Raw genomic sequence first — 22,839 nt, 5'->3', positions numbered from 1 at the left:
TTAAAAATGGACAGCGTTTTAGGACTAGTAAGAGACTTTGGTTTCCTGCACCTCACGTGGGGTCAGGCAACCATGATTATAGTGGGGCTTGTACTTCTGTACCTCGCGATCGTGAAGAACTTTGAGCCACTGCTTCTTGTTCCCATTGGTTTAGGTGGAATATTAGCGAATCTGCCAGAGGCAAACCTTGCGATCAATGCTATTGAAGCGGCGATCCATGTGGGTAATGCGGAAGTGATGCAGTCGTTTGCAAATGTTCTCGGTATGCCTGATACAGCGCCTAAAGCGATTAAAGGTGCATTAACTTTAGCAACACCAGAACAAAAAATGCAGCTTCACCTTTTGGCTGAGCAGTACAAATATTCTGATGGTATGTTATACACCTTTTACAATGTTTCTATTGCATCAGGTGTTGCTCCGCTAGTGATCTTTATGGGTGTAGGCGCGATGACTGACTTTGGTCCGTTATTAGCAAACCCTAAAACTCTACTGCTTGGGGCCGCCGCTCAATTTGGTATATTTGCGACCGTTTTGGGTGCTCTCGCACTGAGTCAATTCGGTATCATGGATTTCAGTGTGGCGCAGGCCGCAGCCATCGGTATTATTGGTGGTGCGGATGGTCCAACGGCAATATACGTGTCTAGCTTATTGGCACCTGAACTTCTTGGTGCTATTGCGGTTGCTGCATACTCATATATGGCGTTAGTTCCTATGATACAACCACCAATTATGAGAGCGCTGACAACAGAAGCTGAACGAAAAATAGAAATGAAGCAGCTTCGTATGGTAAGCAAAATTGAGAAAGTCTGCTTTCCATTGATGCTGTTGATTTTAATCGCGATGCTACTTCCCTCAGCGACGCCGCTACTCGGAATGTTCTGCTTTGGTAATCTTATGCGTGAATGTGGGGTAGTGGAGCGTCTGTCAGATACTGCTCAAAATGGTCTGATTAATATTGTGACTATCTTCCTTGGGTTGTCGGTTGGTTCTAAGTTAATGGCAGATAAGTTCTTGCAACCACAAACGTTGGGTATTTTGGCATTAGGTATTGCTGCATTTTGTGTAGGTACGGCAGCGGGCTTATTAATGGCTAAGCTAATGAACAGAGTATTTGAAGATAAGGTAAATCCTTTGCTAGGTTCGGCTGGGGTTTCTGCTGTGCCTATGGCCGCGCGAGTGTCTAATAAAATTGGCTTAGAAGCGAACCCTCAAAACTTTCTTCTTATGCATGCTATGGGACCAAACGTAGCTGGTGTTATTGGATCTGCAGTTGCGGCAGGTGTGATGATTAAGTATGTGATGGGCGGTTAATCATAGAGTTTGATTAATTCGACGTTGTGAGAGAGAACTATGTTCTCTCTTTTTTTGTTTGATGACTTTTACCGCCCTTTAATTGTATTCATTAAAACCATAAATGATGTTTAACCTGCATGGAAATATGATTGCTATCGCTATCTGATTTATCTGTATAGGAAACAATAATAATCAATAAAATGTTCTTACAGAGCAATTATCACTAGCTGGAAAAGAAATTGAGTGAGATTATCCATGATTGCAAGTAATTCTATTCGATGGCTACTAAATGATTGTTGCTTATATGACCAAACTGCTAGCGGTATGTTAGAGCTTAATGTATGTGAATTAGCAGGAAATTTAGCGTATCACGCGATGATGCTAGAAGCCCATTTAACACCTAAGCCGGGTTTAGTGGACTGCATCTCTAGCGGTGCCCATTCTGATATGGATATTGATACATTCATATTAAGTTCAGACGCGTTAAGACCTTTTATGAAACAGTTTGTCCGTGTTGGATTCGAGAAATACCAACTGTCTGAAGATGAATTGCTACCACATCTTCGTCGTATCGGTATTGAGGCGGAACGAGCTATGTTTGATGTAACCAACGGCGTTAACACTCATAAAGGAATGATCTTTACGCTAGGTCTAATTTGCGGTTCGGTTGGCTGGTTACACCGGAAAGGACTTTCATACGATGCTTTACATATCCGTAGCGTTATTACGAAATGCTGTGGAAGCTTGGTTTCAGATGATTTAAAAGCGTCGACGAAAATACCAGTGACAGCAGGAGAAAGGTTGTTTAAAGAACATGGTCTTACAGGGATTCGTGGTGAGGCTGCTCAGGGGTACCCAACTATTTTTTTGTACGGGCTGCCAGTTTATGAAAACAGCGTGTTAAACGGTGAGTCGGAAGAGCAAGCGATGTCCAAAACATTGTTCTCATTGATGGCAAACAATAGCGATACGAATCTAGTAAATAGGGGCGGGATGCAAGGATTAGCTTACGTTCAGAAACAATCTCGTCAACTTCTTAATAGTTCAGAGCGTACGGATATTGAATGGGAAAACGCGATTTCGAAGTTTGATAGACAACTAGTAGAAAGAAACTTGAGTCCAGGCGGAAGCGCAGATTTACTTGCTGCTACTTGGTTATTAGCACAGCTCAATATATGTTCAAATTCAAACCAGCAATATTTAGGTTAACTGTATATTTTATAATGATAAATTATCACTCATTGTGTGTTCGACGTGATAAATAAGCGCCACAAATAACAATCTTTAATTATCCCTATAGTCCCTCGCTATGGGGACTTTTTTATGTAAGGAAAAACATGACTTCAAGTATATGTATCGGAATTATTGGCAACTACTTTGGACACCTAAGTGGGGCAGAGAAGGTTCAAGAACATCCGTTGCCAAACGGTATCTTTATTATCCATCAAGAGCATAAAGAAACGGTTTCGAGTAACGGACAAGCCAAATACCCTGAAGCCGGCTCTAATGTTGATATCGAGCCAGAGTTCGTTGTTAGATTTAAAGTCAATTACGAAAATGGCAAAGTTGCTGATTTAGAACCGTTACAAATGACCATTGGTAACGACTTTACTATTAGAAAGTTAGATGGTTCTAAAAAAATATCAGAACGCAAATCTTGGGGAGAAAAATCAAAAGGGATTAACCAACTTTGGTGGGATATGAAGCCGTTTACACCTGACAACTATGGAAATCAAATTAAATTAATTTCTTACATAGAAAGAGACGGGGAGTTTTACTGTTCAACGCCATTAGTGGATTGTACTGAAACTAAGGTTTTCTGTTCAGAATTGGAAACTTGGATTATCAACCAAATAAATACTCAGAAGAGCGAAGGCATGTATGAAGAAATCTTGCCGTCTATTGTGGAAAGTAATTATCCAGAAGAGTTGATTTTATATACAGGAGCACCAAATTACACTAAATGGGGTGAAGAAAATTTTATAAAACTGGGTGATAAAGTACATGTTGGTGCCTGTAATTCACTGGCGTGGGATGAAAATAGATTTGAAGAATTATTCCGAGCTGGAGATGTTTTGAATAATCAAGATGTAATCATGTTTACACAAGAAATCGTATAATCAATAAGTTCTAGTGTGTAAAAAAAGAGCAATGAAAAAGCTTCATTGCTCTGTTCCAATAAAATCCCTACAAACAGAGCTCCGCCGGTATAATGTCAACTCTTTCGTCTATCTCAAGCTGACTTTGGTAGCCATAACTATGTTCTTTACACAAAGGAACAACAAAAAGTTTTTCAGAAGTCGGTGACCGATGTTTAACCAATACACCGTGGTCGTGTTTTTCGGTGCAGTTTGCTTCAGAACAGTAAGTGTATTCTTCTTTCGTAAAATGTTTCCAGTATTTTAGCCAGTGATTTCTAGCTTCTTCAGTAACAGTGTCATCTGATATGTTGGTAACGATCATATTTATTATCTCGTGGCTGTGGAACGAGAGTAATATTAAAGACATTGATGATAAGTTTATTTGACCAGTTACTCATCTGTTAGTGGAATAAAAGTATTTAGTGGTGTTTTTGATTAAAACGTATAAGTTATTAATAATACATAAATTTAGCTTTATTGGAGTAAATAGAAATGACCGCTTATGACGTGACGTTATTACAGTCAGAATTTCCATTACTTAAACGCATGATAGCGTTAGAGCAGGTAAACTGGTTTAACCCAAATAGCACAAGCCTCGATGCAGCACGGCCTTTTATAGGCCTAGATGACAAGGATATTAAAGACGCCAGTGAGCGTCTATCTCGTTTTGCTCCGTATATTGCAAAAGCTTTTCCAGAAACACGTCTTTCTGGTGGCATTATCGAGTCCGAAGTTGCTGAAATTTCTCATATGAAAGCCAATCTGGAAACAGAGTATAGCATTAAGATTCCTGGTCGCTTGATGCTTAAAAAAGACAGTCACCTTCCGATTTCTGGGTCGATTAAGGCCCGTGGTGGTATCTATGAGGTTTTAACCCATGCAGAAAAGCTTGCTATCAATGCTGGAATGCTCTCTGAAGTAGATGATTACAGTAAACTGTGTTCGGAAACGTTCAGAACATTCTTTAGTCAATACAGTATAGCCGTGGGCTCTACAGGGAATTTGGGGATGTCGATTGGCATTATTAGCGCCAAACTGGGTTTTTCGGTCTCTGTTCATATGTCCGCTGACGCGCGCGAGTGGAAGAAGAAAAAACTTCGAGAGCATGGTGTGAATGTTATTGAATATACGCAAGATTATGGTGTTGCTGTCGAACAAGGCCGCAAAGAAGCAGAAAAAGATCCGAATTGTTTTTTTATTGATGACGAAAATTCTCAAACATTATTTCTTGGTTATTCTGTTGCGGGAGAAAGGGTTAAGGCTCAGTTTAAACAGATGGGTATAGCGGTAGATAAACAACATCCTTTGTTTGTCTATTTACCGTGCGGTGTTGGTGGTGGTCCCGGTGGTGTGGCATTCGGCCTTAAAATGGCTTTTGGTGATAATGTGCATTGTGTGTTTGCCGAGCCGACTCATTCCCCATGTATGTTATTAGGCGTACATACGGGTCTGCATGATAAAATTTGCGTACAGGATATTGGGATAGATAACGTCACTGCAGCGGACGGACTAGCCGTAGGGAGAGCATCGGGTTTTGTAGGTCGAGCAATGCAACGCTTGTTAGACGGTTATTACACAATCTCAGATGAGACAATGTATCATTTATTGGGGCAGCTAAATAAAAGTGAGAATATTCAACTCGAACCTTCAGCGTTGGCCGGAATGTTGGGGCCAGTAATAGTTTCTGACGCGGCCGATTATCAAAAATTTTCGGATTTAACTTATGTGATGGCAGATGCTACACATCTGGTTTGGGCGACAGGCGGAGGAATGGTGCCGGATGTTGAGATGAAGTCCTATTTGTCGTTTGCAAATAACCTAACTGAGGTGTGTAACAATACTTGATTAGTGCGATATAATTTCTATTTTCAGTATCTTTAAAGGCCTCGTATATATCGAGGCCTTGTTGTCTGTTAAACAATCTAGAATCTATTACGCTTTTGGTGGCGTGCCTTCGCAATTTGAAATAACAGCATCAATTTGCACCAACGCATCCATAGCAATCGAGGAAACGCCAACGGTAGTTCTTGCTGGAAGATCTTTTTCAAAGAAAGTAGTGTAAACATCGTCTACAGCATCTAAATCTGCGATGTTTTTAAGTTGTATATTAATTTTGACAACGTCGTCCATCACATGGCCGACACTTTCCACAATCGCTTTAATGTTATTAAGGCATTGTCTTGCTTGATCGTTTACACCACCTGCGACTACTTTTCCTGTGCATGGTTCGACAGGTAGTTGACCAGCAATATGATTGTAGTGAGAAAAAGCCACGGTTTGTGTATAAAATGTGCTTTTTGGTGCATTTTCGGTATTTTTTGCTCGAATGACAATGCCATGTCTATCTTCAATAGCTTGTGGCGGTGTTCCGTCTCCGTGTGATACAACAGCGTCAATCTGTACTAATGCACCCATAGGTAAAGCTGCTACAGCAACCGTTGTTCTCGCCGGCACATAGGCAACGCTTCTTGCGATGGCAGAATCAGGGAAGTAGGTGGAATAAACTTCGTTTACAGCGTCAATATCGGAGAGGTCATTGACGAATATATTGATTTTAACAATATCATCAAAAGGAACGTCGATACTCGTCAAAATTTCCTTGATATTTTTTAGACATTGCCCAGTTTGTTCCTTAATACCACCGGATACAATATCTCCTGTTTTAGGATCAACAGGCAGCTGAGCAGAAATATTGTTGTAGTGAGAAAAAGCAACGGTTTGTGTAGAAACTGAACTTGTCGGAGCATTTTCAGTATTTTTTGCTATTTTTATAAGATCACAAGGTGCTTGGGGTGTGGTTCCTTCACCGTTAGAAATAAGTGCGTCCATTTGTACTAAAGCGTCAGCCATTGGTAGCTCAGCTACTGCGACGGTCGTACGTGTAGGGAAGTAGTTTTGAAAGAATGTTGAGTAAACTTCATCAACAGCAGCAACATCTGAGATATTTTTAAGGAATATATTGATTTTTACAACGTCACCCATTATGTGGTCGATACTTTCTACAATGGCTTTAATATTTGTTAAGCATTGTCTGGCCTGATCTTTTACTCCACCATCGACAGTTTTACCTGTTTTTGCGTCTACAGGTAATTGAGCAGAAATATTGTTGTAATGAGAAAAAGCTACTGTTTGTGTAGACATAGAGTTTATTGGTGCGTTCTCTGTATTTCTCGAAAACTTTATAATGTTGCCAGTCATAACGAATTATCTCCTATTGGAATCACTGTTTAGTTAAATTCAGCTGAACCAAATTCCTATCAATTATTGGTTTTTAATATTAATTAGAACTGAATAAAGCTGTGTTTTTTTAGTTTTAACTTTCAAACCTTGACGCTCATACTAGCAATATATTAGCTAAATAAAACAAATAACAGAAAGAGTGTTGATTAGAACTAATTATCGAGATTTGGTTGAATTTTTGGCAATAAATGGTTGTTTATAATCAGTAAGTACACACGAGATTAGTTTTAATTTCGATAAGTGATCTTGATCTCTGAATGTTATGGATATACACGAATTGAACCGTGAATAATTGAAAGGGAATATTTTATTTTAATATGGCAGGTAAAGACATGCGGATAGAAATAAACCTTAGGTAGACACGAAAGTATTTTAATTAGAATATATTTTACTTTGCTTTATAATAAAATCTTGTATGATGTTAGATAATAGTATTTGTTACTTTTAATAATGGTTGCGTCTCTAACTTATATATGCATATCAGATAATTGGATAGACTTTTTATATCTTGTTATGTGCCCGTATGTAAAAAAATGGTTTTCTGTAACCGTTTTGGCCACAATGAGGCGTTAGCTAGTGTTAGTCAGATAAATGAACAAACAAATGAAGTGTTGTTGGTCAAAACTCAAGTACTTAGTGCTTTAGGAAAAAACAAACAGGCACTGCAATTTACCACGCACTGGCATAAATTGGCCCCCAACAATGAAAGTTTTCACTGGATTCAGTATTTAAGTAAAAAATGATATTCATTGTTGAACTTTGTCTAAACGAAGCTTGCTACCTTAGAAGTGGATTTTAATAATAAAGGCGCTACACTGTGCGGCAATTAACATGTTTTAATGCTCATAAGCTATGGTGCTTGTGAGCTAACAATTTACTAGAGACCGACAATGTCATTTTCTAAGCTTGGTTTAAGCGACCCTATTCTAAAAGCGGTATCCGACTTAGGTTACTCATCTCCAACGACAATTCAGAAACAAGCGATTCCTGTGATCTTAAAAGGTGAAAACCTGATCGCGGCAGCACAAACCGGTACGGGTAAAACGGCGGGTTTTGTCTTACCTATATTAGAGATGCTGAGTAAAGGGGAAACGCAGAAAAAGAAACGTTTCCGTGCGCTTATTCTTGTTCCTACGCGGGAACTGGCTATTCAGGTGAACAGCAGTATTGTGGACTACGGTAAGCACCTTGGGCTTAAATCATTGGCCATGTATGGTGGAGTTGATTATCAGCCTCAGAAACAAGCGTTAGTCGATGGTATTGATATTTTAGTTGCCACGCCAGGTCGCTTGATAGATCTATATGGTCAACATTCTGTTTATTTTGAAGAAGCTGAAATTTTGGTTTTAGATGAAGCCGACAGAATGCTTGATATGGGTTTCATTGAAGATATCAACAAGATCATCGGACGTTTACCAAATAACATTCAAAATTTGCTATTCTCGGCAACAATGTCTAATCCTGTTCGTGAACTAGCAAGAACCGCCATCAATGACGCCACAGAGATTGCTATCACTAAGCATTCAGCCTCTAAAAGTAATATTAAACAGTGGTTAGTGACCGTGGACAAAGACAAAAAATCGGCACTGTTAAGTCATTTGCTAACAGAAAATTCATGGCCTCAGGCATTGATTTTTATAGAAACCAAACACGGTTCAGCTAAGCTTGTAGCACAACTTGAGAAGCGTGGAATTGCGGCTGAAGCTTTCCATAGTGGAAGAAATCAAGCTTCCCGTGCGAGGGTACTAGAAGCTTTTAAAGATGGTTCAATTAAGTATCTCGTCGCTACTGGTGTGGCTGCACGTGGTATTGATATAGATGATCTACCTTGTGTTATCAATTATGATCTCCCGTATCCGGCAGATGAATACGTTCATAGAATAGGCCGAACAGGCCGTGCTGGGGCGGAAGGTGAGGCCGTTTCTTTAGTCTCGAGAGATAACTTCAAGCACCTCTGTATGATTGAGAGCCGTTTAGGGCAATTGATTGAACGAAGAACGATTGAGGGCTTTGTACCGAGCAAAGAAGTGCCTATCTCGATTCTTAATTATGTACCTAAACATAAAAGAGAATCGAATAATTAAATGGTGAGAAGCGTAGACCAATAACGTTATGCAGATAGATATTAACGTTTCGCTCTTTCTATTTGTAATTGATAGTGATGTGGTTCACAAAAGCTGTTAGAATCGCCACAAATTTGGAAAGCTGGTTACTGACCGGCTTTTTTGTGTATTAAAGAAAATTATTGGGTGTCCCGTGCTTACAACTGCAAACATCACCATGCAATTTGGCGATAAGCCATTGTTTGAAAATATCTCCGTTAAATTTGGTAACGGTAATCGTTATGGCCTAATTGGTGCCAACGGTAGTGGCAAATCGACGTTCATGAAAATTCTAGGCAATGAACTAGAACAGTCAGCGGGTGTCGTTTCTTGTGATCCTAATGAGCGTATGGCGAAATTAGGGCAAGACCAGTTTGCATTTGAAGAGTATACCGTTATTGATACGGTAATAATGGGGCACAAAGAGCTTTGGACCATCAAAGAAGAGCGTGACCGTATATATTCGTTGCCTGAAATGTCAGATGAAGACGGTATGCGTGTTGGTGACCTTGAAACTGAATTTGCTGAAATGGATGGTTACTCAGCCGAAGCGAGAGCAGGAGAACTGTTATTAGGCTTAGGTATTCCTGAGTCGCAGCACTTTGGTTTGATGAGTGAAGTAGCTCCAGGCCTGAAAGTTCGTGTGCTTTTAGCGCAAGTGCTTTTTGCAGAACCAGAAATAATGCTTCTTGATGAACCAACCAACAACTTGGACATGCACACCATTGCGTGGCTAGAAGATATATTGTTGGCTCGAAATTGCACAATGATTATCATTTCCCATGACCGTCATTTCCTTAATACCGTATGTACACACATGGCTGACCTCGATTATGGTGAGTTGCGTATGTTCCATGGTAACTATGATGAATACATGATTGCTGCAGAGCAAGCGCGTGATCGTTTACAAGCAGATAACGCGAAGAAAAAAGCTCAGATGGCCGAATTACAAACGTTTGTGAGCCGTTTCTCAGCAAATGCATCGAAAGCTAAGCAAGCGACTTCTCGTCAAAAGCAATTAGATAAAATTCAGCTAGATGAAGTAAAACCATCTAGCCGCCAATCTCCATTTATCCGCTTTGAGCAAGAAAAAGAACTATTCCGAAACGCGTTAGAAGTTGAAGGTTTAAAGCAAGGTTACGGTGAAAACATCTTGTTTAATGGTGTTGACCTAATGGTTGAAGTTGGCGAACGAATAGCGATAATCGGTGAAAATGGTATCGGTAAATCAACGCTATTGAATACGCTTGCAGGTGCGATGGAACCAATGGGTGGGATGATCAAGTGGTCTGAAAACAATAATATTGGTTACTACGCGCAAGACCATGCACATGATTTTGAAGAAGATCTAAACCTTCTAGATTGGATGGGTCAGTGGAAGAATGAAGGTGACGACGAGCAAGTGGTTCGCGGTATTTTAGGTCGTATGCTGTTTTCACAAAATGACATTAAAAAGTCAGTGAAAGTTATTTCAGGTGGTGAGCAAGGGCGTATGTTGTTTGGTAAGTTAATCATGCAGAAAGCTAATATTCTGTTGATGGATGAACCAACTAACCACATGGATATGGAATCTATCGAAGCACTGAACTTAGCATTAGAAAACTATAAGGGTACACTGTTTTTCGTGTCTCATGACCGCCAGTTTGTATCTTCTATTGCAACTCGTATTATCGAAATAACAAAAGATGGAATCAGCGATTTCCATGGTAGTTATGAAGAGTATTTGAATAAGCTTGGTGTTAAAGGTTAATCCTTTTATAGCTTAGTTATCATTTAAGTGAATACGTAAAGAGCCCAATCGGGCTCTTTTTTGATCTTATAAGAAATAAACTATTTGGAAATTCGAATTGTCCAACCACTCGATAAAACAGTGAACGAATGAAATTGATATAAAATGCTTCAGGTGGATTGCACGGGTGATGACTTTGATTGTTCGTATGATCAAAAAAGAGCCAAGAAAACAGACAGCTTTTGTCTACTTTCTTGGCTCTTCTTTTGAAGATCTTAACTAAGAATTTACCTTACATTAAAATTGCGAGTACCGTTGAAATTGAAACCACAATAAGGCCGGCAACTCTAAATAGAATAGGTGCTTCGCTCATTTCAGTAAGCTCGCTCTTTTTCCATGTTTTTAGGGCATCTCTTAAATCGTTATTCACAGTCATACTTATTTCCCCTTACATTGCATTGCCAATCTCGATTAAATGCATTGTATATACATTGTATTTTCAATGCAACCCTTTTGTGTCACTTTTATTTCAGTTTTATTAATTTAAGATATTTTATATAAGATTGAGGGCACAAATCTGTCATGTTTCTATGGGGCAGCCATCAATTTAGATGTTTAAATTGCAGTTCTACCAGTCGTTGATACAACGAACAATTTTTCATGAGAGCGTCGTGATCGCCCATTTCTATTAACTTCCCATTTTCTAAAACTGCGATTTGATCTGCATGTTGAATCGTTGACAATCGATGAGCAATTATTAAGGTTGTTCGATTTCTCATTAGTTCTTCTAGTGCTTTCTGTACATGATGTTCGCTTTCACTATCGAGTGCAGAAGTTGCTTCATCAAGCAGCAGAATCGTCGGGTTTTTGAGTATCGCTCGTGCAATGGCGATACGTTGACGCTGGCCTCCAGATAGTCGAACACCTTTTTCACCAAGGAAACTATGGTAACCCTCAGGTAGGTTGACGATAAACTCATGGGCATGGGCTTTTTTCGCGGCTTCTATAATTTCTTTATCGGTGGCATCGGGTTTTCCGTAGCGAATATTGTGGAACACATCGCTGCTAAAAAGAGCTGGGTGCTGAGGGACTAGCGCCATCTGTTGCCGAAGATCCTTAGGATCCAGATCTTTGATATTTATTCCTCCTAAGGTAACTCGTCCAGCTTGAGGATCATAAAATCGCTGCAGCAGTTCGAACAAAGTGGTTTTTCCGGCGCCGGATGGACCGACGAGCGCAAGAACTTTTCCTTTTTCAGCGATGAGTGAAAGTTTATCCGTTGCCGATTGGTCAGGCCGTGAAGGGTAATGAAATGTTACCTGATCAAATCCAATTTCTGAACGTAAACTATCCGCTTTAACGGCATATTCGACAGGAGCTAATATATGGCTTTCAACCTGGAGTATTTCGATTAGTCTCTCTGTCGCACCAGCTGCTCTCTGCAATTCCCCAAGAACTTCAGATATGGTTGCTAGGGAAGAAGCCAGAATGATCGAATAAAAGACAAATGCACCTAAATCACCACCGGACATTTGGCCGTTAATTACATCGCTACCTCCAACCCAAAGCATGCTTGTTATTGCTCCGAATACGATGATAATGACAGCGGCAACCAGAATAGCTCGGTGCTGGATACGTTGTTTTCCTATATCAAACGCTTTTTCAACTTCAATGGCGAATGAAGATCGTTCTTCTTTTTCGCGAGTATAGCTCTGTACTGTTTTAATGTGCTCTATCGCTTCGCCTGCGTAACTGCCGACATCTGACATGGAATCTTGACTCCGGCGAGATAATGCTCGTACGCGTCGTCCATAAACGAGGATAGGAATAAGTATAAATGGAACCAATATCATCACAACGAGAGTGAGTTTAATATTGGTCGCAAATAGCATAACCAAAGCACCCATAAACATTAACGCGCTTCGCATTGCCATTGAAAATGATGAACCAATAATACTTTGAAGTAGTGTTGTATCGGTTGTAATGCGCGACATGATGTCACCACTACCACTGGTTTCAAAATAGCTTGGATGTAGTGTTATGACGTGATTGAAAACGGCAATGCGAATATCTGCGCTAACCCTTTCACCAAGCCAAGAGACAAGGTAGAAACGGATGTAGGTTCCCGCTGCAATAAAAACAGTGATGGTAAGCAGAAAAATAATTGCTTTTTTCAATTCAGTTAATGAATTTTGGGCGAAACCGCCGTCAATAAGAAAACGGACACCTTGCCCTACAGACAACATAATAGCCGATGTTAAAAGCAGAGCGACAAGCGCAAGAACCACACGACCTTTATATGGTCGGATAAATTGAATTAGCTCCAATAGTACAGTCAGTTTTTTACGCTCCATTTTTGATGGAGAGGTGCTTGTGTTGGGGCTGTGAGTTTGGTCAGGTTGCATTTAGGGTACAGCTCTAATTATCTAATAACTTTATGATAGCATTACAATAGGAATGAGATATCGCTTTCTTATAAATGATAATTCTATACGCAAACTTTGAAGGGTAGTTAGCTAATAACCGTAAAGACAAAAAGCCATTAGGCGTTCCTTGCCCCTTGGCTTTTTTGTACTTTTTCGAGCTAATCTATTAGTCTCTTTCTTTTGCTTCGAAGTGGTAATTTACATTAACTACTGCACGGTACTGGATGTCGCCACGAACAACCGCGAACTCTTCTACGGACACTTGTGTATCATCTATAGTGATGTCTCTGACTTTACTGTAAGTTTGAATAGGCAACTCACTACGTAGTTGGGCCACAGACAATCTTTGTAGAGAATCTGTGATATCGAAACCGGCTTCTAGTGCTTCTGCTTTAGTTTGATAAGATGCAGATTCGATAGAAGTTTGGCTGTGCGTAGTATGAATTGATGCGAATGTTGTAGAAGTAACTAATAAACCTGCAGCAAGAGTGATAATTTTTTTCATTTTATGTACCTTCCAATTGGATAATTGTTTAAATGTTTGTTCTGAATAGACATTGAGGATGTTTAGTTTCTTTCTTTAGCGTCAAATCTGTAATCTATATCAACAACCGCACGGTATTGAATGTCACCTCGATTGGCTGCGATTTCTTCTACTTTTACTTCCGTTCCTTCAAGTGCAATATTGCGTACTCTGCTCTGTGTAAAGCTTGGTAACTCACTGCGAAGTTGGCTTTGTGTCATTGATTGAAGAGACTCTGCAATATCAAAACCAGCATCATATGCCTCTGCTTTAGTTAGATAAGTTGAAGTCGTTACAGATGTTTCGTTGTAAGTTGTATGTACAGATGCAAATGCAGAAGAAGCAACGAGTAGTCCGGCAGTAACAGCAATTAATTTTGTCATTATGTAGTCCTTTGTAAGTAATTCACTTGGTAAATCTGATGTGTTTAGTTAGGACAGATAAGCTCTTCTTCATCTCGTCCGACGGGATGTATTATTATGCTGTACGTCTGTGTAGTAAATAGCCGCGTAGTCCATTGATTATGGAATATTTGGCACTAATAAAAGTATAAAAACACATAATTTAAACTGATATAAATTTTATGTATTTACTTATCATGTACTTATAGATTATGTGATGAATGTCAAAAAGTGCTTAAATGAGAATAATTGGCGGTTTTTTTAGTGGTTATTTTAGAAAAAACATAATAAAAAAATAATAAAATGGCTCGTAGATACGTTTTTACGCGACATTGACAGAATGAATAAAAGAATTTGAGAGATCGAAGTTAAATATGTGGTTGGGATGTATGGGTTAATAAGTAAAGGAATGTTGCAATAGAATATACTTTCGAAGATTTTGGTTTACCTAGATTCATAAAGTCTCCAAATTTAATGGTTATGGCATCAAGTAATAGTAAGATACGTAACTTGAAACTACGTTAAGTAAAAAGAGGATAGCTCGTTTAAGTAGGTTCTAGCCATTGCGCAACTTCTTTGTGGCTGCCTTTGAAAATAATGCGTGCCGATTTTTTATTTAGTTGGTATTCGTACATAGGGTCATAATACTGCTCTAGCAAAGGTACTAACCAATCAGCGTGTTGAGTAATGGTTCCAGAGCTTTGCATTATGTCTATAGCATTCTGTTGAATTTGAACAAGGCTAGCATACCGTTCAAGTCCTAATCTTCTGCGTATTTTAAACAGGCCTTGAGCTAGGTAGTCAGAAAACTTTGTCCATCCTAGTTCCTCACCAAAACGTTGGATATGTTCGCGTTGCATCTTGACGATATATTCATCAATCAATCGTTCAAGTCGAACATCCAGAGAATCTGCAATAACGACCATATCTGATTGGTTTATAGCATTTCTTATCGCGGTAGGTAACGAAGCACATCCGATGGTTTTCCCTTCATCTTCAAAAACAAATCGTTGACAACGATTTTCAAGCTTTTTAACTATTTGAATAGCGAGTTGATTCTCAAAGTTAATCTGTGTTCGTTGCTGAGTAACATATTGTCCAAAAGAAGAACCGCGATGGTGTGCAGCACCTTCTATATCTATGCCATTTTGAAGAGACTTAATAAGGTCTGTTTTACCACAACCGGTGTTTCCGCCGATGACGACGCTTGGCATTGCGGCACCGATTTCGATGTTATCGATTAAGTATCGACGCAGGGCTTTATAACCACCAGTAATAAAAGGGTAGTCAATACCGACTTCTTTAAGCCACTGCTGAGTAATTTGTGATCGCATTCCACCGCGAAAGCAGTATAGGTAGCCGTCTGGATTGGAATTACAAAAGCGTTGCCACTGAGCGACTCGTTGTGCTTTTACTGCACCATTAACCAATTGGTGACCTAGCCTGATAGCTTTGCTTTGCCCTTGCTGCTTGTAGCAAGTCCCAACGGCTGCTCGTTCATCGTCCGTCATCAACGGAATGTTTTGGGACAGAGGAAAAGCGCCTTGATTAAATTCTATAGGTGCACGTGTATCGAGTAACGGTGTATCATTGACAAACAGAGCTTTGTAATCGTGGCTATTATTACGTGGCATCAAATAACCTCAATTAACGCGTGAAGATTTTGATTGTCTGAGTCGGTCGATTGGTGATACAACTTGCCGATTGAAACAAGTTCTATCCCGTGTTCTTTAGCTAAGGTAGTGACGGACTGTTTACCTTCTTGTGAAACTGCGAGCAGTAAACCACCAGAGGTTTGTGGATCGCACAGAATCGCCTTTTGTTTTTCGTTGATTGTGCCTATTTTATCACCGTAACTATCAAAATTTCTTTGAGTCCCACCCGGAACACACCCCTGAGCAATATAGTCGAACACCCCAGGAAGCGTTGGAATGTTAGCAAAGGTTATTTCTGCCTTAAGCCTACTCCCTTCGCAGATTTCACTCAGATGCCCAAGTAAACCAAAGCCGGTAACATCTGTCATTGCTTTTACCGCGTCAATATTGGCAAAATCAGCGCCAACCTTGTTGAGCTTGCACATCCAGTCTCTTGCTAAACCCTGATGTTTTTCGCTTAGCTTAGCTTGTTTTTCTGCTGTGGTTAGTACACCTATACCTAAAGGTTTGGTTAGATAAAGTTCACAGTCACTTTCGGCTTTATTATTGCGTTTGACTCTGGCTGTGTCGACAGTTCCCGTAACGGCTAACCCAAATATCGGTTCAGGTGCATCAATAGAATGTCCGCCTGCAAGAGAAATACCGGCTTCAGCGCAGACTGCTCTGCCACCTTCAATGACTTTCTGGGCGATTTCTGGTGCGAGAATGTTAATTGGCCAACCTAAAATCGCGATAGCCATAATGGGTTTTCCACCCATGGCGTAAATATCACTGATCGCGTTTGTGGCCGCAATACGACCGAAGTCATAGGGGTCGTCTACGATGGGCATAAAAAAATCCGTCGTGCTAACGATGGCTGTGCCGTTGCCGAGATCGTAAACAGCTGCATCATCTTTACTTTCATTACCGACCAGCAGGTTGGGGTCGTTAAATGGAGTTATCTGAGTTTTAAGAATAGTATCGAGGACTTGAGGCGAAATTTTACAACCACAACCAGCGCCGTGACTATATTGAGTGAGCCGAATACGTTCCATGTTAACTCCGTTTCATAAAGAGAAATAATACTACTCTTGATTACGCACCTAGTCACTGATCAAATCATGGTTCATCGGGTTCAGGCTTTATTATTATGAAATATAAGAATTAATGTGTGAGATTTATTAAATTTGATGTTCAAGAGTGTCGTAAATAGAGTGAATTTTTCTAGGCTAAAGAAAAATAGAAAAACATGATATGCCATAAAGTAGACTTTCTATCGTATGGCATAAATCTGGTTTTTTAAGATTCAGTCAATGCTTTTAGCGCGAGATCCCAATCCTCGAGTTTATTATAAAACTGGGTATGCGGTACTCGTTTTAGTCCTTTTTCGGTTTCTAAAATTAGTGTTGGAAATCCTTGAACCTGCCATTGCTGCATAAGTGCCTGACTTTCTGAAATCAGTGAGGTTATATTTGTGTCTTTATTAGCCATTACCTCGTGCCAACGAGAATCATCGATCTTTAGTTCAGTTACTATGAGTTTGAGTGTATCAAGCGAGCTTACATCCAACCCTTTTTGGAAGTGCGCTGTTTGAATACCTTTTAACATTGCAAACCCAGCTTTAGAAACACTTTGTGCTGCGGCCACCGCTTTTGCAGTGATATAAGAGTCTAGAATGACGGACTGTTCACTGGTGACTCTATCTTTATACGATTGTCCAAATTTTTGCCCTGTTAAAGCTTCTATTTTCTTATCATGACTCAATACCATTTGACGAAAGGAAGGGTCCATTTCGCGTCGTTGAATCATACCGCCAGGGTGCATTTCAAGATCAATGCTTTCATGTGCATTTACCGCTTCCATCAGAGATGTTGCTCCAAAACACCAACCACACATAGGGTCATAAAAATAATGTATCTTTACCATTTCATTTCTCCCATATGAACCTTAGCACCAATGCCTAGTGCAAGAGGTACTTTGCTTGAAGGGTAACTTGTCATCATTTTATTGATAAGTTCGTTGCTATCTTTACTGTTAGCTTTAGCCGTTGCAAATGTCGTTAGGTACTCTGCTGTATGCTTAATAGTACTTGCATCCAGTGAGGTGCCAGCCTCCATGTGTCCAGGTATAACAACCTCTGGATCGAGCGCAAGCATCTCATTTAATTGCGCTGTCCATGCATCGAGCTGTGGTTGGGTTTGCGTATCGGCAGTCCATGCATGTAGTCCACCAAATACCGCAACGTTGCCTAAGATAGTCTTTTGGGAAGGAATCCATAAGTAAGGGCGATGAGCAAGTACACCCTCTGTTCCTTTTATTTCTACTTCGTGTCCTTCGATAGAAAAAGACGACAGAGCATACTCCTCAGGAAGAACAGGTTTCATTGGTGCATTGGTACCCATTTTCGGTGCCCATACTTTCAATTTCATCGCCATTTTCTTCTCGATGATACGACGTACTTCTGGCGTCGCCAGTACTTTAGCGTCTGGGAAAAACTGTTTTAATGTCTCTACACCAAAGTAATAATCTGGGTCTGCCTGGCTTACAAAAATAATAGTTAGTTTTCTACCTGAATCCAAGACGTTAGCAGCAATTCTGAGTGCGTCGGCTTTCGTAAAACCAGCATCGACAATGACGGCTTCTGATTCGCCGTAGACTAGAGTTGAGTTAACGCTGAAGCTTGCAGGGTCGGCGTTATACACTTTTAGTGTTAGTGGATTTATGTCTGCCGCGATAGCCGAAGTCGCCAATAAAAGGGATGTAGCTAAAAGAGTGAATTTTTTCATTGTTAATTCCTAAGTCAGTTGTTTTTTAGAGCAGGAGAAGTTTAACTAATTGAGTTGTTCGAATATATAGGTAATAATGTGCAACATTGTTTCTTATTTCGAACAAATAATGGATGGCAAGCAATGGATAAAGTGACGGCTGCAAAAGTGTTCGTTGATGTTGCCCATACAGGGAGTTTTACTGCGACTTCTGAGAGGCTGAATATGTCTCGGCCGATGGTGACAAGATACATAGAAGCGATGGAAGCGTGGCTTGACGCACGACTATTACATCGAACGACTAGGAAAGTGTCACTAACAAATATAGGTGCTCAGTGTCTCGATGATGTAGAGCAGTGGGTTGATGCTGGTGATAGAATGGTCAGCTTAATAAAACCGAGCAACGAGCTTAGTGGCTCAGTGCGTATTGCAACGAGTATGTCTTTTGGGCATTCGCGCTTAATGGCAGCAGTGAGCACCTTTATGAATTTACATCCTAAGGTGGCTATTGATATTGATCTACAAGATAGCGAAGCCGATTTAGTAAAAAGTCGCATTGATCTTGCAATCCGTATTGCGTCAGCTCCTGACCCTTCATTAACGGGTAAACCTATAGCAAAATGTCATTCCGCTTTAGTAGCCAGTTCTGATTACTTGAATCAGAACTCTATCATCGATAATCCTGAAGACCTTACCCGCCATCAATGTTTGGGTTATAACCATTTTGAGCGTCATGTTTGGCATTTAGTTCAAGGTAAAAAGCGCGAATCGATCGAAGTAAACTGTCGTTTGACTGCCAATGAAGCTACTGCTTTAATGCAAGCGGCGGTACATGGTGCTGGTATAGCGATGCAACCGACCTATCTAGTTAACCCGCTTATAGAGAGTGGTAAACTTATTCAAGTACTAGGAAACTGGCAACCCCTAGATCTTGACATTTATGTGCTTTATCCTTCCCGAAAACATCTATCGCCAACGGTTCGTGCGTTGATAGATTTTTTTGATGACTATTTCAAAGAAAATAGTTGGGATGTTGGTTGCTGAATCGTTAATCAACAGTCTAAAGGAAGAGAAAATCAAGAAACGGTTATTTAAAACGCGAATAATGCCGCGCGACGTTCTGTTTGATTATATCGCAATGCTCTACAATCAAATAAAGCGTCTTTCTACGTTGATAGTATGATGCCAAGTTGTATGAGTCAGCCCCATCATGAGTCTGTAAAATGTCTACGAGTTTCTGAATATTCCATTGGTATAATATAATCACATGAGATTTTAATAGATTTTATAAGGAAATATATCTATGTCACGAATAATGTTCATTTGTTTTTTTATTTTTCATATTCCATCTTACTCTCAATCGTTAATAGAAAATGAAATTGTGGTCGATGGGTTAACTGTTTATAGTTTCAAAGAGGCAGAGAAGCACATTGTCGATGGGAGCACTGTCTACTTAGGACCTGGGATCTATACGAATGGCTTAGAAATAAAGCACAATAATGTCGTATTATCAGGAGGGAAGGAGACGCACTTTGTTAATGCAGCAATAGAGGGTAAAGCTGCAATTATTACATCTGGCGATAATATAACCATAGAGAATATTGAATGCAGTGAAATTAGAGTATCCTCTAACAACGGCTCATGTATCAGACATGAAGGAGAGAACCTTACTGTTGTTGGAGTTTATTTCCACGATAGTCAACAAGGGATACTTGAAGCTAGCAATGATGGTCGTTTGGTTATTCAACATAGTCGCTTTGAACGATTAGGGTTCAAAGGTAGAGCACACGGTATCTATACCAACGGTGCTGAGCTTTTGGTTGAGGATTCCACCTTTTCATCCACAGTTAGCCAAGGGCACTCTATTAAATCTCGTTCTAAAAAAAACACTATTAGAAACACGTTAATTTCATCTGGTAATGGTGATGATAGTCGACTGATTGATATTCCTAATGGTGGAGTATTGATTATCGAAAATTCAATATTACATCAGAGCAAGACGACTAAAAACAGGCAGGTTATTGGTTTTGGATTAGAAAAATTAGAAACAGGAAGACAAAATAGTGTCACTGTTGAAGATAGCCTTATTATTATGGAACGAGAAAAAGGAAACGAGTTTATTGGATTACCTAAAAATGATAATAAAAACGTTCCATTAGATATGAATGTTAAAAACAATGTGCTTGTAGGGAAACACATCGACTCTAAAAGTTGGACATCTCGTAACTCCTATTTTGAGAGCAGATTCAATGCAGGGTTGAAAGAAGACGTACTGCCATCTGTATCCGCTCTACCAAAATTAATGGATTTATTGTCAATTAAATAGCTACTCCATAATCAGTGTGTCGAAACCTATGGCGTCAGAAGATAAATGCAAAAAATCCATGATTTATATAATTCTTATCTCTGACGAAAAATTAAGTGAACAGAAATGTACCTCAGATACAGAGTTAAGACGCAAACTCGTTCAAGGCATCGAGCGCTAATTCCGCTTTTTCTTTCTGTACAAAAATATGGTCGTGATAATAAGCGGCAATAACGTTAGCGCTAATACCACGTGACGCGAGTTTATTTGCGACAGCAGCGGTAAGACCAACAGCCTCTAAACTTGAGTGGACGGTTAAGGTAATTAGGCTAAATATTTCGTCGAATTCTAGACTCGCTTGAACTGCATTTTGTTTATCTAATACTAAGGTAAGGCCTTCACTTTCGCGAAATGTCGCTATGGGATCGAGTGGAAGGTAGTCAGAGATGCCACCTTGGGTGGTACAAAACACGTAGTCGCCGGTAACTAATTCTGGTGACATTGTTTTTAATAGTACGTCTAGTTCTGTAATGGCTGTCATTTTGTTTTCCTTTTCGTTTGGAACAAAGAGAATAGCCATTACATGATAATAAGTATAATTAATGAATTTAATATATTATTAGACATGCTAATGAAGGGCATCTAGTTTTACGAGTGATTGATATCTAATTCATTGTGTATTAAAACCACGCATTGGGAAGCAAATAGCATTCTCGGTCCAAGGCTTATCTTGACTGCGCCTAGTCTTTTTAAACTATTAAAGCTTTTCTTCGGCATTGGGATATGATCAGTCAACAAAAAACAGGGGTTACCCACGAACTCTTGTTCTCGAATAGGTGTCCCTTTTTTGTCCATCATGAACAGTTGGTAGTCTTCGGAGAGTTCTTGTACTAATTTTTCAAAACTAACGGTGCGGACAGTGATGCCGGGTTCAACTTGGCGTTCCTGTTCTTTGGTCATACCCTTGGACTTGTCTAGGGCATTGGCAACTTTATCTAGTAACGCTTGCTCATGAAAGCCGCCGAAGTTGCTTATTTCGTTAGGGGTAAAGCAGATCGTACGAGAAAAATCATGCGTTTTTTCTAATACAAGGTAAACGACGACATCGTCACGATGAGATTGCGCTACAAAAATGGTGTTCATAAGAGTATGAGCCAAAATTTCGCCGTGTGCCTCTTGTCCAACCGATGCCAATAGTTGCTGGCTGTCAGTGGAAGCAGCTCTAGCTCTTAATACAAACGCGCGCATAGATGATTGTCCTACTTAATAAAAATGGTTGTTTATAGCTGTTTTTGGTTATGGGGTAATCTCCCCCAATAACGGGTCAGCATTATTACAGTTTTAGCAAATTATGTAACGGGTAATAACCCTAAACAACCAAATTTTAATAGGGGTCTAAATAACGGTAAGTACTTCGTTTAACGCTAATCGAGATTTCGGTAGGCTCGCGTTATAGTCTTCTTCTGTATGGTGGTAGCCTATAGCTAATGCAACATCGCAGACGTATCCATCGAGTTCGTCTTTGAAGATTTCACCAATCAACTCGCTATCGATACCTTCCATTGTGGTTGAGTCAATTCCTAACCGAGCAAGAACATGCAACGTATTACCAAGTGCTAAGTAAGTTTGGGCTTTTGTCCAACTTGATGTGTCACCGTTTTCGTCTGTATTTAGCCCTACAAATGCAAAACCGCCAAAAGCAGCTTCTCTATCTTCTGGTTTTGTACGACCGTCTTCGATGCCTTTATCTACGACCTTTGCATAGTCTTCACGAGTGTAAGCTGGATTGTGTGCAAATAAAATAATGTGCGATGCCGATTTTACGTGTGGCTGGTTGAATTGAAATTTATTGGCAAAGGTGTCATCCATGCGCTGTTTTGCTGTATCACTCTCAATCACCACAAACTTCCATGGTTGAGAGTTAATTGACGACGCAGAAAGTTGAATAGCTTCGTAGATGACATCTAGTTCTTCTTGCGGAATGCGCTTAGCTGCATCGTAGCGTTTGGCTGTGTAACGATTTTTAAGGTCAGTAATTATAGGGTGAGACATGTTTTACTCCGGTAATATTATTATTTATTAATATGATACGCACTAGATGGGGGCCAACAGTAAGTAATTCAAATAATTATTATGGAAAATTTCTTTGCAAGAATAGTGTGGGAGGCGCTATTTATAAACAGCGTGACTTTTGAAAGATTATCAATTGTAATTTGATAATCTTTTTGTAATTTGGCACCCATTTGTTTGATCTCGGATAAAAGCGTCGTCGCATTATCA

21 protein-coding genes are annotated in these 22,839 nt (G+C 39.8%); 8 read left to right on the top strand and 13 right to left on the bottom strand.

The genetic code is table 11. From position 1 onward, the window contains the following. Positions 1-6: 6 nt before the first annotated feature. From PGX00_RS15485 to PGX00_RS15475, 3 genes are all read left to right on the top strand, one after another. A complete protein-coding gene (locus PGX00_RS15485) occupies positions 7-1,311 on the top strand; it encodes a sodium ion-translocating decarboxylase subunit beta (RefSeq protein ID WP_272138228.1) in 1,305 nt (434 codons plus the stop codon). Between the two features lie 237 nt (positions 1,312-1,548). Then, the gene (citG, locus tag PGX00_RS15480; RefSeq protein ID WP_272138226.1) at positions 1,549-2,502 is read left to right on the top strand and encodes a triphosphoribosyl-dephospho-CoA synthase CitG; all 954 of its coding nucleotides are present in this window, start codon (positions 1,549-1,551) and stop codon (positions 2,500-2,502) included. A gap of 128 nt (positions 2,503-2,630) precedes the next feature. After that, positions 2,631-3,413, top strand: coding sequence for a DUF5718 family protein (locus PGX00_RS15475; protein ID WP_272138224.1), 783 nt, complete (start codon positions 2,631-2,633; stop codon positions 3,411-3,413). A 67-nt stretch (positions 3,414-3,480) separates the two neighbouring features. Here the strand turns inward: PGX00_RS15475 and PGX00_RS15470 are convergent, their stop codons facing one another. Next, entirely contained in the window at positions 3,481-3,756 is a 276-nt protein-coding gene (locus PGX00_RS15470; protein WP_272138222.1) for a hypothetical protein, read from the bottom strand. Between the two features lie 170 nt (positions 3,757-3,926). Here PGX00_RS15470 and PGX00_RS15465 point away from each other — a divergent pair, with 170 nt between their 5' ends. Further along, positions 3,927-5,279, top strand: coding sequence for a D-serine ammonia-lyase (locus PGX00_RS15465; protein ID WP_272138220.1), 1,353 nt, complete (start codon positions 3,927-3,929; stop codon positions 5,277-5,279). A gap of 87 nt (positions 5,280-5,366) precedes the next feature. Here the strand turns inward: PGX00_RS15465 and PGX00_RS15460 are convergent, their stop codons facing one another. After that, complete coding sequence (locus PGX00_RS15460; RefSeq protein ID WP_272138218.1) at positions 5,367-6,632, bottom strand: RidA family protein; 1,266 nt, start codon at positions 6,630-6,632, stop codon at positions 5,367-5,369. Positions 6,633-7,564: 932 nt separating this feature from the next. Here PGX00_RS15460 and PGX00_RS15455 point away from each other — a divergent pair. Together PGX00_RS15455 and PGX00_RS15450 are read left to right on the top strand one after the other, a co-directional pair. Next, positions 7,565-8,758: a DEAD/DEAH box helicase gene (locus PGX00_RS15455; protein WP_272138216.1), complete on the top strand. Its 1,194-nt coding sequence runs from the start codon at positions 7,565-7,567 to the stop codon at positions 8,756-8,758. A gap of 172 nt (positions 8,759-8,930) precedes the next feature. Continuing rightward, positions 8,931-10,526: an ABC-F family ATPase gene (locus PGX00_RS15450; protein WP_272138214.1), complete on the top strand. Its 1,596-nt coding sequence runs from the start codon at positions 8,931-8,933 to the stop codon at positions 10,524-10,526. Between the two features lie 271 nt (positions 10,527-10,797). Here PGX00_RS15450 and PGX00_RS15445 read toward each other — a convergent pair whose 3' ends face one another. From PGX00_RS15445 to PGX00_RS15410, 8 genes are all read right to left on the bottom strand, one after another. Beyond that, positions 10,798-10,941 (bottom strand): hypothetical protein, encoded by a 144-nt coding sequence (locus tag PGX00_RS15445; RefSeq protein ID WP_272138212.1) that lies wholly within the window; start codon positions 10,939-10,941, stop codon positions 10,798-10,800. A 166-nt stretch (positions 10,942-11,107) separates the two neighbouring features. Next, positions 11,108-12,910, bottom strand: coding sequence for an ABC transporter transmembrane domain-containing protein (locus PGX00_RS15440; protein WP_272138210.1), 1,803 nt, complete (start codon positions 12,908-12,910; stop codon positions 11,108-11,110). A gap of 187 nt (positions 12,911-13,097) precedes the next feature. Continuing rightward, on the bottom strand, positions 13,098-13,436 hold the full coding sequence (locus PGX00_RS15435) for a DUF3316 domain-containing protein (protein WP_272138208.1): 339 nt from the start codon (positions 13,434-13,436) through the stop codon (positions 13,098-13,100). A gap of 62 nt (positions 13,437-13,498) precedes the next feature. Next, positions 13,499-13,837, bottom strand: a complete 339-nt coding sequence (locus PGX00_RS15430) for a DUF3316 domain-containing protein (protein WP_272138206.1) — start codon at positions 13,835-13,837, stop codon at positions 13,499-13,501. A gap of 563 nt (positions 13,838-14,400) precedes the next feature. Continuing rightward, positions 14,401-15,489: a tRNA 2-selenouridine(34) synthase MnmH gene (mnmH, locus tag PGX00_RS15425; protein WP_272138204.1), complete on the bottom strand. Its 1,089-nt coding sequence runs from the start codon at positions 15,487-15,489 to the stop codon at positions 14,401-14,403. Further along, entirely contained in the window at positions 15,489-16,544 is a 1,056-nt protein-coding gene (gene selD, locus PGX00_RS15420) for a selenide, water dikinase SelD (RefSeq protein WP_272138202.1), read from the bottom strand. The genes mnmH and selD overlap by 1 nt, the downstream gene beginning before the upstream one ends. Before the next feature lie 244 nt (positions 16,545-16,788). Continuing rightward, positions 16,789-17,415, bottom strand: a complete 627-nt coding sequence (locus PGX00_RS15415) for a DsbA family protein (RefSeq protein ID WP_272138200.1) — start codon at positions 17,413-17,415, stop codon at positions 16,789-16,791. Beyond that, entirely contained in the window at positions 17,409-18,275 is an 867-nt protein-coding gene (locus PGX00_RS15410) for an MBL fold metallo-hydrolase (protein ID WP_272138198.1), read from the bottom strand. The genes PGX00_RS15415 and PGX00_RS15410 overlap by 7 nt, the downstream gene beginning before the upstream one ends. A gap of 123 nt (positions 18,276-18,398) precedes the next feature. On the opposite strand from PGX00_RS15410, the gene PGX00_RS15405 reads away from it, so the two are divergent. After that, entirely contained in the window at positions 18,399-19,298 is a 900-nt protein-coding gene (locus PGX00_RS15405; protein WP_272138196.1) for a LysR family transcriptional regulator, read from the top strand. A gap of 259 nt (positions 19,299-19,557) precedes the next feature. Then, on the top strand, positions 19,558-20,580 hold the full coding sequence (locus tag PGX00_RS15400; RefSeq protein WP_272138194.1) for a right-handed parallel beta-helix repeat-containing protein: 1,023 nt from the start codon (positions 19,558-19,560) through the stop codon (positions 20,578-20,580). A gap of 124 nt (positions 20,581-20,704) precedes the next feature. Here PGX00_RS15400 and PGX00_RS15395 read toward each other — a convergent pair whose 3' ends face one another. From PGX00_RS15395 to PGX00_RS15385, 3 genes are all read right to left on the bottom strand, one after another. Then, the gene (locus tag PGX00_RS15395; protein WP_272138192.1) at positions 20,705-21,100 is read right to left on the bottom strand and encodes an ACT domain-containing protein; all 396 of its coding nucleotides are present in this window, start codon (positions 21,098-21,100) and stop codon (positions 20,705-20,707) included. 107 nt (positions 21,101-21,207) lie between these two features. Then, complete coding sequence (gene trmY, locus PGX00_RS15390; RefSeq protein ID WP_272138190.1) at positions 21,208-21,807, bottom strand: tRNA (pseudouridine(54)-N(1))-methyltransferase TrmY; 600 nt, start codon at positions 21,805-21,807, stop codon at positions 21,208-21,210. Between the two features lie 147 nt (positions 21,808-21,954). Next, on the bottom strand, positions 21,955-22,611 hold the full coding sequence (locus tag PGX00_RS15385; protein WP_272138188.1) for a nitroreductase family protein: 657 nt from the start codon (positions 22,609-22,611) through the stop codon (positions 21,955-21,957). Positions 22,612-22,839 lie beyond the last annotated feature (228 nt).

The organism is Vibrio algarum (genome assembly GCF_028204155.1).
In the GTDB taxonomy this organism is placed as follows: Bacteria; Pseudomonadota; Gammaproteobacteria; order Enterobacterales; family Vibrionaceae; genus Vibrio; species Vibrio algarum.
This window is presented reverse-complemented; position numbering and strand designations above follow the sequence as displayed.